Below are 15,770 nucleotides of genomic sequence, written 5' to 3' on the forward strand. Positions count from 1 at the left end.
GAGATGGATATTTCTAAATTTACACCAGATGGATGGATATCATTTATGGGAACTATTATTGGATCTGTTGTTACAGCAATATCAATATTAGTAGCGATACGGACTAATAACAAGCAAATAAAACAACAAAAGATAGAAGCAATCAGACCATATCATGACGCACTAAAAAAATCACTTCCAAGTTATGATAGTATTATGACACAATCTGACTATTTAGAAAATGAAGATAGTCTGTTAGGAGGATTTGCATCTGTAGAAGGAAGACTATCTATTTTAGAAAGTCGATTAACTGATTGTGGGAAAGAAAATGGATTATTGGAACATAAAATAGAACAACATAAAAAATACATGGAATACTGGAATAAAGCTAACTCAAATATAGAGGAATTTATGAATAGTGGATTTTACAATGCAGTTAAAAGTGCATGTAACCCTGAAGTAATAGAATGTTACTATAATTTTATTGTTACTTTTAATAATGAACATTTCTATTCAGGACCTGTTATAGGTTCTGATTTATTAAGAAATAATTTGAGTAGATTATTTGAAGCAATTAGAAAATCAGAGAAGATTTAATATCAAAACAATCAATTCAGCTACAAACAGTTACAGTTCTCAAAGTAATATAAATATTTCATTTTATTGATGAGTTTATTATTAAGTTAAAAAATAAATAACATATTATAATATCGTATTATTCAGAAGTGAATTTGCGATATTTCTTTATATAGAGTGGACTACATAAGGAATCTACTCTATATAAAATATGTTCTTTTAAAATTGAATAATGTGGTATTATAATTAGAATGTAAATATATAGACAAATAGTATATAATTGTATTGCATTATTCGTTAATTTAATTAACTATTTAATATCAATGTAACTATATATAGTATTTGGAGGAAGTTATGAGTTTTAAATTATTAGGAAAATCCTTATTATATACTTTTGCTGTTACTACTATACTTTGTATTCTTTTATCTTTTTGTAATGGAAATGAAGTGTTTGTAACTTTATTTATTTTTGGAATTGGTATAATATTTACTATGTTTACTTGTACTTTATTAATTATTGAATCAATAGATGATAATAAATGAATTAAAAAAAGAAATCATTAAATAAAAAATACCGCATTATTCAATAAAATGTATCCCTTGTAAAGGACATTATGAAAAAGACCGTACTAAGTTAAGAAGATGATTTCTGTATTGAACAGGAGTCATCTTCTTTAAGTTCCATTGATATCTATATTCATTATAATAAGTCATATATTGGTCTATCTCATTTCTAAGATCTTCTAAAGTTTGACACGGCTTTATGTTGACCTCATCTTTAAAATGTCCGAAGAACGATTCCTGCGGCGCGTTGTCCCAACAGTTACCGCGCCTAGACATAGATTGACCCAAGCCGCAATCTTTTACTAGCTTTTGAAATTTGGGACTTGTGTAATGTGCACCTTGATCTGAGTGAATAAAAGCTTCATTATGAATTTTTACACGTTCTGATTTTTTTAGATTAGTAAGAGTATCTATAACTATATCTAAAGTAAGGCTTTCAGATACGTTGTAGGCTAATATTTCATTAGTAGATGCATCTTTAATGGTCGACAAATAAGCCTTTTTACTCCTATCTTTATAGAATAAATAAGTGATATCAGTAAGTAGTACTTTACCCGGAATATTTTGTTTGAAATTTCTATTAAGTAGATTGGGTAAGACTTTATGTTCTCTGGTTGCTTTTACCATTCTCCTATATGGATTTGCTTTTCTATGAGGACAAACAATATTATATTTTTTCATAATTCTACGAATACGTTTTAGATTATATATAATTCCATATTGGCCTTCCAATGTCATTTTTATTTTTCTGGCACCTTTTTTACGATTTTTAAAATTAAATGCAGCTAAAACTACATTTTTAATCTCTAGGTCCTTATCGTTGCGCTTGCTACGCAAGCATTCGGATTTTGATGAAAAATAATTATAATACCCCGAACGTGACACACCAACTAATGCACATAAATAACTAGTCATATTTTTTAGTTTATATCTTTTAATTACTGATTTAATAAGAATAAATTTTTCTTTTGCTAATAAAACTATTTCTTTTTTCTCATCCTCCTTTCCATCATATCGAGCTTTTTTAGTAATTCATTCTCAGCCTTAAGTAGATTGTTTTGCGCTTTAAGACGTTCATATTTTTCTTCTATAGAAAATTCTTTATCAATAATTTTTCCTGACTTACCTTTTCTTGAATCATCTAATCCATGTATACCATTTTTCTTATATGCAGCACGCCATCTCTTACTTATTGACTCAACTCGTCCAATTCCTAATATGCTTATTACAAAACCATATTCTTCAAATATCTTTCGTGGGAATTTTCCTTTTTCGTATTCTGATATAAAAATACGTCTAAATTCATTCGTGTAAGTAATTGATCTTTCACTGACACTCTTTACATATTTATTATTAGCTAATAATTCTATTTCTTCCTTCGTAAATAACTTGCTACTCATCTAATCCACTCCTGTCGTTATGTTTTATTATACATAAAAAAACCTATAAAATAGACATTTTTTAGTTGTCTATCTTATAGGGTACATTTTACAAAAAAGAATATGCGGTATTTTTTAATGCGCAATTCAAATAAATGAGTGGACTACATAAGTAATCCACTCTATATAAAATATGTTGTTTGAAAATTGAATAGTACAGTATTGTAAAAATATGTTATAATTAGCTCGGAATTATATTATTAATAAAAAAGGGGTATAGTATGAAAATTTGTAGCAAATGTAATGCTAAAATTAGTTTTAAGGCCTTATTAAAATCAAGTTATAAAAAAGAAGGATTAATAGAATGTGATAAGTGTCATAGTAAATTTAAAATAAAAGGTTATCTGCTTATTGTGATAATTCTTATAGCCTTATGTTGTATTACTATGAATTATTTAACTAGATATTATCCAACTACATTAATAAATAATATTATAAGAATTACAATAGCTATAATTGCTGTCATGTTAGTATACACTGGACTTGCACTTTTACTTCCATGGAAAGAACAGTCGTAATAATATATTTATTCATAATTATGAATTTATTACGAATTAGATAAGAAAATTGTTCTTCAAAAATTAAATAGTACTGTATTGTAAAAATATGTTATACTTAACTCGGAATTATATAAATATAAAAAAGGAGCAATGAAAGTGGTAATAGCTATAATATCATGTTCTTTATCTCTGCTAATATTTAGTTATTTGTTCTATTGGCTAAACTGCAGTAAACTTGGATTATTTAAACAAATTCAAAGTAAAACGGATACTTTTAATAAGAAGAAGAAAGATAAATTTAAATTAATCATTCTCATATTTACATTTATTGTAATGTTCTTCTTGTTGGTTATTAATGTTAATGACATTATAATTGGCTTTATTGTAGGAATTATAATTTCGTTTAGAGATATATGCTTTAGAGATACTTTTATAGACATTTTAAAAAATGAATAGTAGTTTCAAAATATTACGAAGTTAAAAATTAAATATAAATAAATGAAAGTACTGTATTATTTAAAAAATGAATATACGGTATTTTTTATTTCGCAATTGAGAAATATTATGAACAATTTGATACTATTGCGAACTAATTAATAGAAATAGATCTTTGAAAATTGAATAGTACGGTATTAGTAAATCATGATATAGTTTATTTGGATTAGATAAATTATAATTTAAATAAGAGAAGTATATTTTATGGGGGGGGTAAAAGATGCGAGATGATTTAATCAAAATGAAAAGTAATATGAAATTGTCGCCAGTGAATGAAGTGTGGTGGAAATATAATTGGTCAGCGGACTATGAATTACCTGAAGAGATGGTGAATATACTTTCTATGGCTTTAGATGATTTTTTAGATAGAATTTATAAGGACTACGATAAATATTCAGAAGAGTTGCTTTTAGAAGAAATTAAAAATGAAGTCAAAGTGCTTTGTTGTATATATCCTGATCTACTAAATGATGGCGCAGGACTTTATGACTATGGTGGTTTAAATGACTTTTTTATTGATATTATAGGAAATTTTTCTTTTTATAAAAAAGCAAAATATCGTGATGAATACAATATGCTTTACGATTGTATTGAGGGAAAAGTATTATCTTTCGAACGTGAAAATTAGGTATAGAAAAACTCCAGTTTATTAATCAGTCATTATTAGGCAAAAAAATAGATAATGCATTAAAATACCGTATTATTCAAATGAATATGCGGCATTTTTTAGTTTGCAATTCAAATATTATACAAAGTAAGTATTGAAGTAGAAAATTATTAAATATCCACTTTTGTTATACTCATATATTAACATTATTTTAATACAGAACCTGATTTAATAATCCCTTAAAGATTTTTATCCTTAATTTTTTCATTCTTTTACTTTTTCACTATTTTACTTTTTCATTAATAATTAAAAAAATAAATAGAACGTAGCGGAGATAAATAGAATATGTGTAGTAAGCATATAGCGAGCAATTAGAAGTACTTGGTGAAGGAAAAACTACTAAGCCTTAGTGTTGTTGGTTTGTCTGAACGCAGTGAGTTTAACCAAAACTCTTGGCATAGTAGTTTTTACAAGCCTAGTACTTCTTTGCACAGCTATTTAGCTTATGGAACCATATCTATTTATCGTAGCCTTTGTATTTGAAATTTATTACTATATATTATTTTTCATAGCCTTCCTTAAAATCATTTTTAATAGTATCTGCTGACTCTGATGCCTTTTCAAAAACATTATTTACTCCATCATAATTAATGTTAGATCCACCTAATGAGTATTTATATCCACAGAATAATCCAATTACTAATAATACTATAGTTGGTACAGATAAGAATATTAATAAAAGTATTGATATTGTTAATGATACTCTTATTGGCTTTTCATTTTCTTTTTTAATCTCAAAATAGTTATTATTTGCTTTTTTTATAAACTTACCTATAAATTTAAATACTCTACCAATAATTTCTCCAATTCCACCATATCTTTCTTCACGTTTTTTACTATTTTCCTTTTTATTTTGCTTTTGTTCTTCCTCTTTAACTTCAATTATTGTAGTAGCTTCATTATTTTCTACTTTTCCACTTCTTTCTAGATATATAATAGAATCTACAATATCCCAGTTACATTTTTCTAATACTTCTATTGCCTCTTCACGAGTTACATTAGCCTTTGCAATTATAATTTCAATCATTTCGTTTCTTTCCATTTGATTTCCCTCCATGTATTTGTTAATCATTCATCATGGTTATATAATACTTTTAGAAGATTAATCTAAAATATAAGAAAGATTAAAATTAGATTAAAATTTACTATTTAGTAAAGATAATATTTAATGACTAATTTTCTAAATCTATAAATTCTACAGTAACTAAATTTAATATTATCCTTTATCACTATTTTATGAAAAAAGGATGGTCACTACTAATTTGCAATAACCATCCATAAATTCTTTTTAATTTATCTTTTGAAGTTTGAGGGATTTATTTGTCATGCAAAATTTTTAATAAAATATTTTTTAATATTTTACTTAACATTGATTAGCTGATTTTATTTTCAATTAATTTTTATACTTAGTCACTTAAATATCTAAACTCTATACTAGTTAAAAGTAATGCACCAGCAAAGTCATTATTAACTGCAATACGAGCGACGCTCAACAATGCAAAATCTTCTGCTCTAATAATATTGTCTAAGTCGAACTCTAAAACATAATGATTATATTGAAAATTGCCTGGTGAGTTTTGAATTGGAATATTACCACTATTATTAACCATTATATTAGCTGCATTTACTACACCATTAGCTCTAGCGAACAATGATGAAAGCCTAATTGCAAACCTATTTCCATTTGGTGTATTGGAATTATCAGTTAACAAATGAACAAATACTTTAGCTTTTTGATGTCTATTACGAGCATCTTTTGGTACACTAAAAGTTAATGAATACTCATCTGTATCACCTTGAGGTAAAAGCCATCCCAATATTCTAATACTAGAATTAGCGCTTCCAAGTGGTACAGTATCAGGAATACTCTCTTCAGCGTCATTAATTGTTCCTGCATTGAATATTAATGATTTAAACTCTTGTGATTCTCTATCATAACAATAATCTGACATATTAAGTTACCTCCTTACTCTTTTTAATTTATAATATAGTATAATATATTATATTTCACATTAATCATTATGTTACTAAATATAGTAAGTAAATAAATACCCTTTTTTAGACGAGCCTATAAACTACTATATATGCTTATAACATTAAAATGCACACCATTACTCTTTGAAGTAATGGCATGCATTTATTTCATTCATATATAAAATTTGATAATTTAATTAGCGTTATAAATTTCTTCATCTAACATACCTTCAGATTTCGCAACTACAACACTTGTTGCTGCATCTCCTACTACATTTAAAGATGTAACAAGCATTTCTATTGGTCTATTTATAGCAAGTATTAATGAATAAGCAAGTATTGCTCCCTCATTGTTATATCCCATTCCTGATAATACTGTGAAAAGTATTATAGCTCCTGCTCCTGGCGCAGCTGGAGTACCAACTGATGCTATTAAGGCTATTAATGCAATAATAATTATGTTTCCTATTGTTACATTATAACCTGCTGATGATGCTATAAATATAGTTGCAATAACTTGCATTATAGCAGTACCATTCATATTAACAGTCATTCCAAGTGGTAATATAAATGAAGCTATATCCTTATCAACACCTAGTTCTTCGGTTGTAGTTTTTGTATTTAAAGGCAATGTTGCTGCTGAAGATGATGTTGAGAATCCGAATAAAGCAACCTTACCTATTTTCTTTACAAATTTAATTGGGTTAAGTCTAGCCCCTATAGCTACAAATATTGCATATCCAAATATTAAGAATAATAATAAAGTAACTATTGTAACTACTACATACACTAAAGCCGGTTTTAAATTATCTACACCATATATTGCAAAAGTTCTTGTTATAAGAACAAATATTGCTATTGGTCCAAATTTAGTTATTACAAAAGTTAAAAATACAGTAATAATAGAATTAACTTCTTCTAATACAGTCTTTAAAACTTTTATCTTATCTCCTAAGTTATTAATACATAAACCTGTTACTACTGCTATAAATACTACTGCCAGTACTTCACTATTCTTTGAGAAAACAGATAAAATATTATTAGGTATTACATTTACTATTACAAGTAATGGATTTGTAGAACTTGCTACACCTGCTTTTGCTGCAACATTTTCTACATTAGCTGCAAATAAGCCTAAGTTTTTAATTGTAAATCCTATTACTCCTGCTAATGCTAATGCAAAGAATGATGTTATTAAAAAACCTACTATAGTTTTAAAGGAAATACGTCCAAGCTTCTTAGTATCACTTATCTTACACATAGCTAATGCTATAGAAGTAAATACCATTGGTACAATTATAAGTTGAAGTGAATTAACAAATAGCTGACCTATAATATAAAATATACCTAAAGCACTTGTTGCCCCTTCTGCTGATATATCTTGGAATAAAATACTATTTATCTTTCTCCAAATATCTGCATTTCCATTTGCAATTAGATTTTCTCTTAGTAATAAGCATCCTATACCTACTACTAACCCTAAGACTAAAGCAATTGCCATTTTTACAGCTACTCTGTTATTATTGTTTACTTTCATGTTACCTTCTCCTAATTAGTTATTTCCCTATTTGTGAGACCTAAACAACTACATAAGGTTTAATATACTTAACTTATAACTTTCTTATTATTCTATTTTTACTTTTATTTATCTAAGTAAAAAAGCCTTCCTAATAAGGAAGGCTATGATAACTCTCTCATTTGCTTTTTATTGTATTTTACACACAATTAAAAAGATAAAATTTATAAGTATACTATAACTTCCTTGCTGATTTCTCGAATCAATTTAAAGGGATTTTTTCTTATACTACCATTCAATATAATGCTTGTCAATCATTGTAGAAGCTATTTTGTTTACTTATAAATAAGTTTAAATTTTCTAAATATTTCTTAATTTACTAAATTACTTTGTTTATAATTTATCTTTATACTTCCTTTCTAGTTCTAATAATGTTGTTTTCATTTCTAATCCACCTACATAGCCTACTAATGATCCATTGGCCCCAATCACTCTGTGGCATGGTACCACAAAAAGTAGGCGATTCCTATTATTCGCCATACCGACTGCTCTACTTGCCTTTGGATTTCCTACTACAATTGCAATGTCTTTATAACTTCTTGTTTCCCCATAAGGAATATCACAGAGTGCTTTCCATACTTTCCTTTGAAAATCAGTGCCCTGCATCTTATACGGAAAGTCAAATGCTTTTCGTTGTCCCTCAAAATATTCTGTAAGCTGCGAATAAGCTAAATCACTCAATTTTGAAGTAGTTCCTCTATTATTTGTATTTTCATGCGTTTCTAAATCCATATGGATAATAAATTTATCTGTATAGCCAATTTTCACTGTTCCAAAATGCGTATCATAAATCGCATAATCCATATCAATTCTCCTCCTTGCCCAGTAATTCTTTTCGGTACTTAGCTGGTGACGTTCCAGTATACTTTCGAAAGAAGCGATAAAAAGCTGATAAACTCTCAAAACCAACTTCATATGCTATCGTAACAATATCATCATCCATATTCCGAAATTTTTTCTTTACCTGATCTAGTCGTAATGAATTCGTATATTCTAAGAGTGTAATTCCATACTCTTCCTTAAATATTTCGGCTATACGGTGATCTGACACTCCAAGTTTCTTTATTTCCTGTTCTAACTTGTCTCTTGTATGAAAATACTGCTTAATAATCTTTCTTGACTGTTTCGCAATATCCTTTATCGGGTGATATTCCAACAAGTCCGGCCTACAGCGCTTGCAAGGTCGATATCCAGCTTTCTTTGCATCCTTACCATTTTCATAGAATGATACGTTATCTCTTAATGGCAATTTAGACTTACAAGATGGACGGCAAAAGATACCTGTTGACTTGACCGCATAAAAAAAGATTCCATCATAATTTTCATCATTATTTGATACTGCTTTCCATTTTTCTTCCACTGTCATAACTCACCTCGCTTTTTAAATAATTCATTTTTTCTTTTGAGTAGGTTTACGTCTAGGAGCATAGTCCTTCATTTCATCGATTGCGCCACCAGCAATATCCCATAGATAAAGACTTGCCACAGTTCCATATGGGCTATATCTGCGTCTATATTTCTCAAATTTAATCTTATCTACATTTCTATGATGATATAGCATTCGAAGCCCCCTATGTATTGCAAGATCTCCATAACTCATCACATCTGGTCTTTGCATACAGAATATCATAATCATTTCTGCAGTCCACCTTCCAATTCCTTTCAGTGCTGATAATTCTGCAATAACTTCTTCATCACTTTTGTTGTTCAGTTCTTCTATATTGAATTCACCAGACTGTACCCTGTCCGCAAAGTCCTTGATATATTCTGCTTTCTTAAAAGTCATTCCAAACCTTTGAAGTTTATTAATATCAGTGCCACAAATAGTTTCTACTGTAATCTCATCCAGAGCCTCATTCATTCTTTTCCATATAGTTGCTTGGGCTGTAGTCGAAATCTGTTGTCCTATGATGTGATGTACCACTGATGAAAATAAATCAATATCTACTTCTCTATTAATATGACCTATTTTATCAATAGCCACTCCAAATGCTCTATCCTTACTTTTTAAGTAGTTTATCTCATTATCTCCATATTCAAAATACAAAAAAATCACCATCCTTAAGTTTTCTGATATCTATCATTATTGTAACACTTAGTCGGTGATTATTCTTCCTATATTTGTACATTCAATTCTATAAAAAAATATAAACTAATGAAAACTTTGTATCCAGTTTACCTTATGCAATTCTAAAATGGTTTTCTATTGCTGTTTTTAATACATTTTTATAGTATTTATAAATATAACTTCTTTCTATCAAATACTTACAAACTAAAATAACCCACGAAAATCTAAATTTTAGATTTTCGTGGGTTCCATGTTGGAGACGAAGCACTACCTTTAAAATCAACTAAATTTTTAGTGTACGATTTAATCTGAATGATTAAGTTATTTATAAAAAATGTATTATGTTTTTAAATTCTGTATCTAATATCTACTCCATTTGATTTAAATCATATCTATCTTTTAAAACCATAAATATTCTATCATGCTCCTTGCTGAAACACTTATTCGAATAAGGACATTTATTACAATTCCAACAGGAAATAGGTTCAAAACTATCTATAGCCTTACTATTATCATAAAAATTATCAACAACATCCTTTATTATTTCTGTTGAATAAAAATTCTCTAATAATTCTATATTTTCATTTAAATTAAACTTAGATGCCCTATTACCAATAAAGTCTCTAACACATCTATAATATGTGTTATTATAAATATCTAGAGTGGGGTTATTTAATCCTTTTATAAATTTATCTATATAGTTAAAGCTATTTTCAAATTCACCATTTCTATAACATAAAACGCACTTCAATAACTCTATATCAGAGTAATACCAATCAAAGTTATCTATCATATTTAAATTTAATATTCTTGGAATTGATAATTTATTTTTTATGTTTAAACTATTTAGGGTGTCTACTAAATAGTTACATTCACTAGAACTTAAACTATTAATATTTCTTAAGTATTTTTTTATGCTAACAAATTTAATATAACTATCTAATGCTTCAATATCGTCTATTGATTCAATTTCACTAAAACCTGGAACAATTACATGATAACTAGGAAATCCTAAGAATGAAACATCTCTTACGAAAACACTATATTTCTCTTTTTCTAAAATATCTAAAAGATATTTTAACATATCTGAATTTTCATTACTATCTCCACTTAAAAATCCATTAAATTCATAACTATGATTACTTGAAAATAACTCCTTATGGTAAACTCCTGAGCCATTTACCAATATCCCAATCATATTATTATGAAGATTCTCAACTTTAGGAATAGAAGAAAACTCTGTAACTCCTTTAAGCATTTTGGCATGTTGCCCTTGTAATAATTCCGTAAGAGTTCTTTGCAAAGCTATTTCAAACTTAGGATGAGCCCCAAATTTCACAAAATACGTTTGATTAAATCTATTAATAACTATTACTCCTATTACTGGATAACCTTTTCCTAATGAGCAGTCTTTAACTATAACTTTATAATTTCCAGACTCTTCTAGTTCATTTATCATTTTATTAAGTAATGGATATTTAGCTATATAATTTTTAGGAATATCAGGTGGTATAATATTTTCCATTAATATTTTTTTATTTACATACCTTTCAAAAATTTCTGATAACCCTTGAACTAAAGCCTCTTCCCTTGTATTCCCCGCACACATTCCATTAGACATATACATTTTAGATACCATCTTTATTGGTATATATGATTTTCTTTTACTATGTAGATTATTATATGGAATACATATAAAATCCTCATCAAAATCTTCATAAGCTATTTGCATCCATTTTTTTATTAAACTTTTTATATCAATCTCTTTTTTTATTAATTTATCTTGAATTTTAAACCATTCATTATCAAACTTTACTATCTGGTCTAATGACATCTTTTTTTCATCTGGACAATAATAGAACTCCTTATATTTAAGAGCTCTCGGACTTACATCGACAGATAATTTAAAAAACGCTTGATTTTGAAGTCGCTCCATTAACTCTCCATAAGCACTTGCTAGAGCATATGACGGAGTTATCCCTTTACCATTAGTACTTAGATTAGTATTGTTAATCCTTATATTAACTGAGTAATAATTTTGAAGTGAATTATACCAATTATTTTCAGATGTATTTATTTCAATTTCATTTAATATATTTTTTATATTAGCTATAGTAGCATCAGGATCACTATCTTTTAAATTTACATCTTTGTATCTAATCATCATTTTACCTCGATATTTAATTTTCAAAATATTAGCTATTTCTATAAATTAATCAAGCTTATTCATTACAAGGTACTTATATAATACCTTGTAATGTAGATTGTCTTAATATAATCTTTCTGTATCTTTTTTCTTTTTATTAATCTCCTCCATTTCTGACATTCCCTTCATACCTTGCATTCCCTGCATATCTTTCATGCCTTGCATTCCTTCCATTCCGCACATACCTTTCATGCCATGCATTCCATGCATTCCGTACATACCTTTCATGCCATGCATTCCACACATACCTTTCATGCCATGCATTCCATCCATTCCGTACATACCTTGCATACCTTGCATTCCTTGCATTCCTTGCATTCCTTGCATTCCTTGCATTCCTTGCATTCCTTGCATTCCCTGCATTCCCTGCATTCCTTGCATTCCCTGCATTCCCTGCATTCCTTGCATTCCCTGCATTCCTTGCATTCCTTGCATTCCCTGCATTCCTTGCATTCCTTGCATTCCTTGCATTCCTTGCATTCCTTGCATTCCTTGCATTCCTTGCATTCCTTGCATTCCTTGCATTCCTTGCATTCCCTGCATTCCTTGCATTCCGTACATACAATGCATTTCTTTCATACATTGTATTGCTTGCACCATAGACATGATACACATCATTTGCATCATTTCTTTCATTTCATTTTTATCTATGCTATTTTCTAGCATATTTTTTTCATTTTCCACAATAAGCCTCACTTATAATTATTTATATCATATACATATGCTAATTATTATACTTTATTTACCAATAATTTTTAAATTATATATTTCTTTATATATGCAACAATCATTATAAATACTGCTTTTAATAACTTTTATAAATTCATCTTTTACTATATCTAATTGCTTCTTAAAACCATGATTACAAGTATTATTAGGTAATATTTCCATTTCATCAATGTCAAGAAGCTCCTTATCTATATGCTTAACTGTAATAAAAAATATTTTTGGTATTGATAAATACATACTTATCCTCTTTTTTAATTAATTCATAATAATATATTCTATTTTTCTATAATTATTGCCTAAAATTTTAGTAGATTCCGCATTCACTTATAATATTGTTCCTTATTCTTAATTCTAAAATAAATAACCATCGACAAAACATTTCTGTATTGTCGATGGTTTCATGGTGGAGTCGAAGCGCGACCTTTGAAATCCACTATTAAATATTTCTTATTTCCATTCTTAATATAAATAACCACCTTGTTAAATTTAATCTTTTTAAAATTGATAAAAAATATAAAATTTTTTAATTATAAAAAATGCATTCAATGGGAAATATATTTGTGGAGGTGAATATTATGTTAATAAAAGATGTTATGTCAAAAGATCTAGTAAGTTTAAATTCAAATGATTCTGTTGAAAAGGCTGCCCAAATGATGAAACAATATGATATAGGAGTAATCCCTGTGTGTGATGATTCTCATAGATTGGCTGGAATAATTACAGATAGAGATATTACATTAAATTCTGTAGCATCAGGTGCCAATGCAAAAGAGCAAAAGGTATGCGATTTCATGACTTTAAATCCTGTTACAGGAAATCCTAATATGGATATTCATGATGCAATAAGACTAATGAGTGGGCATCAAGTAAAAAGACTCCCTATTGTTGAAAATAATAATCTTGTTGGAATAGTTTCTTTGGGAGATATTTCACAAGAACCCAATCTTGATGATAATGCTGGGGTGGCTCTTAAAAACATCTCAAAACCGGGATCAAATAACCAAATATAATTATTATATAAGTCAAGTACCACCAGCTGAGCTGGTGGCTTGATTAAGCCCTATATCTCATATGATTTTCCAAGCTTAACTCTATCAAATCCACCAATCCAATCGCCAGTATCTTTAGCGTATTGTTCCCCAGTCTTTCCTTCTTCTATATACTTTTTAATTAATATTTCGTTTTTTCTTATAACATAATTAATTTTTTCTACTCTTTCCTTATCACATCCAATTTCTATTGGCTTTGTTATAAGAGCCTTTGCAATTTCTTTCTCATTCTTTGCATCAGTATCAATAATGTTATAATATATACCAACTTTATCAATACTATGAGAGTCTGAATTCCCTAAAAGTTTCATATTTAATTTTCCAGCTAATTTTCTTATAGACTCTTCATCACAAGCTCCTATATTAGAAGAGTGTAGCTCAACAGCATCTGGAGTAAAAGTAGCAATATCTATATCAATTACATTAGAATATCTATACGGATGGCATAAAGCTATAAACCCTTCTCTTTCTTTTACAAATTTATACAACTCTTCATATGTCCACTTTTTATTTTCTATAATATCATCATCTACTCCTACAACTAGAACATCCGTTCCATTTGGTATAGTTCTAACTTCTACTCCATTAAATATTTTAAATGGTTTGTATTTTTCTCTAAGCTCTTTCAGTCTATCCTTTGGCATTAATTTATCATGATCACTAAAAACTATTGCATCTAATCCATTCTTTATTGCACTTTGTATTAATTCTTCCTCATCTGAACCACTGCAACTTGATCTTTGCATACAATGGTTATGTAAATCTATTTTCATAATTTTTCCTCCTATCCTTTAAGATGCTACTACTAATCCCTTTTGTAATTCTAAGAATAAAATATTTTCTACTACCTCTTGGATTTTTCACTTTAATTTATTATACTCAACAAATAAAATAAATTAAATATCTTTCATTCCAATTTACTCCAAAAGATAAAATAAAAGCGGATTATAAAAACCCACTTTCAAACTTTATCAACATAGTATAAATATATAAAACAATATTATTTTATATATTTCCATTCACATATTATAGAAACCCTATTTTGTTCAAATCTTGAGGTTATAACTCCATTCATCTTTTCCATTAAACTTTTTACAATAGAAAGACCAAGTCCTACTCCTTGTCCTTTTCTTACCTTGTCTGCCATATAAAATCTATCAAACATACGTAATACATCTTTTTCATCAATGCTTGTACATATATTGGAGATTTTTAAAATAACCTTATCTTTAGATTCTTCTAAATTTATTTCAATGTCTTTTTCTGCATATTTCAATGTATTAGAAAGTAAGTTATCTATTATTCTCTCTAAGCTGTCCTTCTCACTCATTATAAAAATTGGTTTATCCAAAATATTTATCTTTGGTTCAAGTCCTTTGCTTTGAAAAGCTTCATAAAGTGATAAAATTTCATCACGTACTACATTAGTTAAATTTACTTTTCTCATATCTAATTCATAATCTTCACTTTCTATTGAAGCTAACTCAAAAAAATCATTTATAAGCACATTTAACTTATTAGTTTTATTTTTAAGTATATCTAGTGCTTCTTTTTTATCTATTTCATCATTTTGAAGTAACTTTAAATATCCTACTATTGAAGTTAATGGTGTTCTTAAATCATGAGACATATTAGCTATTCCTTGTTTTAATGTGTTTTCAAATACTACCTTTTCTTGTTCATTTCTTTTATAGAGTTCCAAGTATTCATTAACCTCGCAAGCAAGTTCTTCTATATCTTTATCTGCTATTTGAGTATTAATCCTTTTACTTGTTTTTCTCTCTTTAAAGTCCCTAATCTGATTAGTAATATCTCTTATTTGCCTTTTATATGCAAATAATTTAATACACATTACTATTGAAAATATAATTATAAAAATCATAAATAAAATAATAGCTAATAAATACATCTTAATTCTCCTAATTTATATAATAATTTTTTTATCTTA

Annotated in this window: 17 protein-coding genes; 5 read left to right on the forward strand and 12 right to left on the reverse strand. The window is 27.9% G+C overall.

Annotated elements, in window-relative coordinates; genetic code table 11:
* The first annotated feature begins 3 nt into the window (after nt 1-3).
* Both ACZJV1_RS13675 and ACZJV1_RS13680 read left to right on the forward strand, forming a co-directional pair.
* Complete coding sequence (locus tag ACZJV1_RS13675; RefSeq protein WP_463650486.1) at nt 4-576, forward strand: hypothetical protein; 573 nt, start codon at nt 4-6, stop codon at nt 574-576.
* Between the two features lie 333 nt (nt 577-909).
* Nucleotides 910-1,098, forward strand: coding sequence for a hypothetical protein (locus ACZJV1_RS13680; RefSeq protein ID WP_463650487.1), 189 nt, complete (start codon nt 910-912; stop codon nt 1,096-1,098).
* 69 nt (nt 1,099-1,167) lie between these two features.
* Here the strand turns inward: ACZJV1_RS13680 and ACZJV1_RS13685 are convergent.
* Nucleotides 1,168-2,519 (reverse strand): IS3 family transposase gene (locus tag ACZJV1_RS13685; protein WP_463650488.1). Its coding sequence is split into 2 segments (ribosomal slippage): nt 1,168-2,126 and nt 2,126-2,519, totalling 1,353 coding nucleotides; the frame shifts between segments, so codons are not numbered across the junction.
* Between the two features lie 260 nt (nt 2,520-2,779).
* Between ACZJV1_RS13685 and ACZJV1_RS13690 the strand changes: the two genes are divergently transcribed.
* Together ACZJV1_RS13690 and ACZJV1_RS13695 are read left to right on the forward strand one after the other, a co-directional pair.
* Entirely contained in the window at nt 2,780-3,076 is a 297-nt protein-coding gene (locus ACZJV1_RS13690; RefSeq protein WP_463650489.1) for a hypothetical protein, read from the forward strand.
* 697 nt (nt 3,077-3,773) lie between these two features.
* A complete protein-coding gene (locus tag ACZJV1_RS13695; RefSeq protein WP_463650490.1) occupies nt 3,774-4,181 on the forward strand; it encodes a hypothetical protein in 408 nt (135 codons plus the stop codon).
* Nucleotides 4,182-4,719: 538 nt separating this feature from the next.
* Here the strand turns inward: ACZJV1_RS13695 and ACZJV1_RS13700 are convergent.
* The 9 genes from ACZJV1_RS13700 to ACZJV1_RS13740 all read right to left on the reverse strand — a co-directional run bounded on the left by ACZJV1_RS13700 (nt 4,720) and on the right by ACZJV1_RS13740 (nt 13,010).
* A complete protein-coding gene (locus tag ACZJV1_RS13700) occupies nt 4,720-5,262 on the reverse strand; it encodes a UBA domain-containing protein (RefSeq protein ID WP_460288423.1) in 543 nt (180 codons plus the stop codon).
* A gap of 364 nt (nt 5,263-5,626) precedes the next feature.
* Nucleotides 5,627-6,172: a hypothetical protein gene (locus ACZJV1_RS13705; protein WP_460288424.1), complete on the reverse strand. Its 546-nt coding sequence runs from the start codon at nt 6,170-6,172 to the stop codon at nt 5,627-5,629.
* Nucleotides 6,173-6,387: 215 nt separating this feature from the next.
* Nucleotides 6,388-7,731: a dicarboxylate/amino acid:cation symporter gene (locus ACZJV1_RS13710; protein WP_463650491.1), complete on the reverse strand. Its 1,344-nt coding sequence runs from the start codon at nt 7,729-7,731 to the stop codon at nt 6,388-6,390.
* A 372-nt stretch (nt 7,732-8,103) separates the two neighbouring features.
* Nucleotides 8,104-8,574 carry a methylated-DNA--[protein]-cysteine S-methyltransferase gene (locus ACZJV1_RS13715; RefSeq protein ID WP_463650492.1) on the reverse strand — a complete coding sequence of 157 codons (471 nt, stop codon included), beginning with the start codon at nt 8,572-8,574 and terminating at the stop codon, nt 8,104-8,106.
* A 1-nt stretch (nt 8,575) separates the two neighbouring features.
* Complete coding sequence (locus ACZJV1_RS13720; RefSeq protein WP_463650493.1) at nt 8,576-9,136, reverse strand: bifunctional transcriptional activator/DNA repair enzyme AdaA; 561 nt, start codon at nt 9,134-9,136, stop codon at nt 8,576-8,578.
* Between the two features lie 24 nt (nt 9,137-9,160).
* A complete protein-coding gene (locus ACZJV1_RS13725; RefSeq protein ID WP_463650494.1) occupies nt 9,161-9,817 on the reverse strand; it encodes a DNA-3-methyladenine glycosylase family protein in 657 nt (218 codons plus the stop codon).
* Nucleotides 9,818-10,205: 388 nt separating this feature from the next.
* Nucleotides 10,206-12,002: a YcaO-like family protein gene (locus tag ACZJV1_RS13730; RefSeq protein ID WP_463650495.1), complete on the reverse strand. Its 1,797-nt coding sequence runs from the start codon at nt 12,000-12,002 to the stop codon at nt 10,206-10,208.
* A gap of 105 nt (nt 12,003-12,107) precedes the next feature.
* Complete coding sequence (locus tag ACZJV1_RS13735) at nt 12,108-12,728, reverse strand: hypothetical protein (protein ID WP_463650496.1); 621 nt, start codon at nt 12,726-12,728, stop codon at nt 12,108-12,110.
* A 54-nt stretch (nt 12,729-12,782) separates the two neighbouring features.
* Entirely contained in the window at nt 12,783-13,010 is a 228-nt protein-coding gene (locus ACZJV1_RS13740) for a hypothetical protein (RefSeq protein WP_460287047.1), read from the reverse strand.
* Between the two features lie 338 nt (nt 13,011-13,348).
* Between ACZJV1_RS13740 and ACZJV1_RS13745 the strand changes: the two genes are divergently transcribed.
* Nucleotides 13,349-13,783, forward strand: a complete 435-nt coding sequence (locus ACZJV1_RS13745) for a CBS domain-containing protein (protein ID WP_463650497.1) — start codon at nt 13,349-13,351, stop codon at nt 13,781-13,783.
* A gap of 50 nt (nt 13,784-13,833) precedes the next feature.
* On the opposite strand, the gene ACZJV1_RS13750 is transcribed toward ACZJV1_RS13745, so the two are convergent.
* Together ACZJV1_RS13750 and ACZJV1_RS13755 are read right to left on the reverse strand one after the other, a co-directional pair.
* Entirely contained in the window at nt 13,834-14,595 is a 762-nt protein-coding gene (locus tag ACZJV1_RS13750) for a PHP domain-containing protein (RefSeq protein WP_463650498.1), read from the reverse strand.
* 227 nt (nt 14,596-14,822) lie between these two features.
* Nucleotides 14,823-15,731: a sensor histidine kinase gene (locus ACZJV1_RS13755; protein WP_460287045.1), complete on the reverse strand. Its 909-nt coding sequence runs from the start codon at nt 15,729-15,731 to the stop codon at nt 14,823-14,825.
* Between the last annotated feature and the right edge of the window lie 39 nt (nt 15,732-15,770).

The organism is Clostridium sp. LS3 (assembly GCF_055330225.1).

Excerpts from the sequence above, each read along its gene's own strand:
- ACZJV1_RS13675 (WP_463650486.1), top strand. The coding sequence starts at position 4 with ATGGATATTTCTAAATTTACACCAGATGGATGGATATCATTTATGGGA.
- ACZJV1_RS13680 (WP_463650487.1), top strand. The coding sequence starts at position 910 with ATGAGTTTTAAATTATTAGGAAAATCCTTATTATATACTTTTGCTGTT.
- ACZJV1_RS13690 (WP_463650489.1), top strand. The coding sequence starts at position 2,780 with ATGAAAATTTGTAGCAAATGTAATGCTAAAATTAGTTTTAAGGCCTTA.
- ACZJV1_RS13695 (WP_463650490.1), top strand. The coding sequence starts at position 3,774 with ATGCGAGATGATTTAATCAAAATGAAAAGTAATATGAAATTGTCGCCA.
- ACZJV1_RS13700 (WP_460288423.1), bottom strand. The coding sequence starts at position 5,262 with ATGGAAAGAAACGAAATGATTGAAATTATAATTGCAAAGGCTAATGTA.
- ACZJV1_RS13705 (WP_460288424.1), bottom strand. The coding sequence starts at position 6,172 with ATGTCAGATTATTGTTATGATAGAGAATCACAAGAGTTTAAATCATTA.
- ACZJV1_RS13710 (WP_463650491.1), bottom strand. The coding sequence starts at position 7,731 with ATGAAAGTAAACAATAATAACAGAGTAGCTGTAAAAATGGCAATTGCT.
- ACZJV1_RS13715 (WP_463650492.1), bottom strand. The coding sequence starts at position 8,574 with ATGGATTATGCGATTTATGATACGCATTTTGGAACAGTGAAAATTGGC.
- ACZJV1_RS13720 (WP_463650493.1), bottom strand. The coding sequence starts at position 9,136 with ATGACAGTGGAAGAAAAATGGAAAGCAGTATCAAATAATGATGAAAAT.
- ACZJV1_RS13730 (WP_463650495.1), bottom strand. The coding sequence starts at position 12,002 with ATGATTAGATACAAAGATGTAAATTTAAAAGATAGTGATCCTGATGCT.
- ACZJV1_RS13740 (WP_460287047.1), bottom strand. The coding sequence starts at position 13,010 with ATGTATTTATCAATACCAAAAATATTTTTTATTACAGTTAAGCATATA.
- ACZJV1_RS13745 (WP_463650497.1), top strand. The coding sequence starts at position 13,349 with ATGTTAATAAAAGATGTTATGTCAAAAGATCTAGTAAGTTTAAATTCA.
- ACZJV1_RS13750 (WP_463650498.1), bottom strand. The coding sequence starts at position 14,595 with ATGAAAATAGATTTACATAACCATTGTATGCAAAGATCAAGTTGCAGT.
- ACZJV1_RS13755 (WP_460287045.1), bottom strand. The coding sequence starts at position 15,731 with ATGTATTTATTAGCTATTATTTTATTTATGATTTTTATAATTATATTT.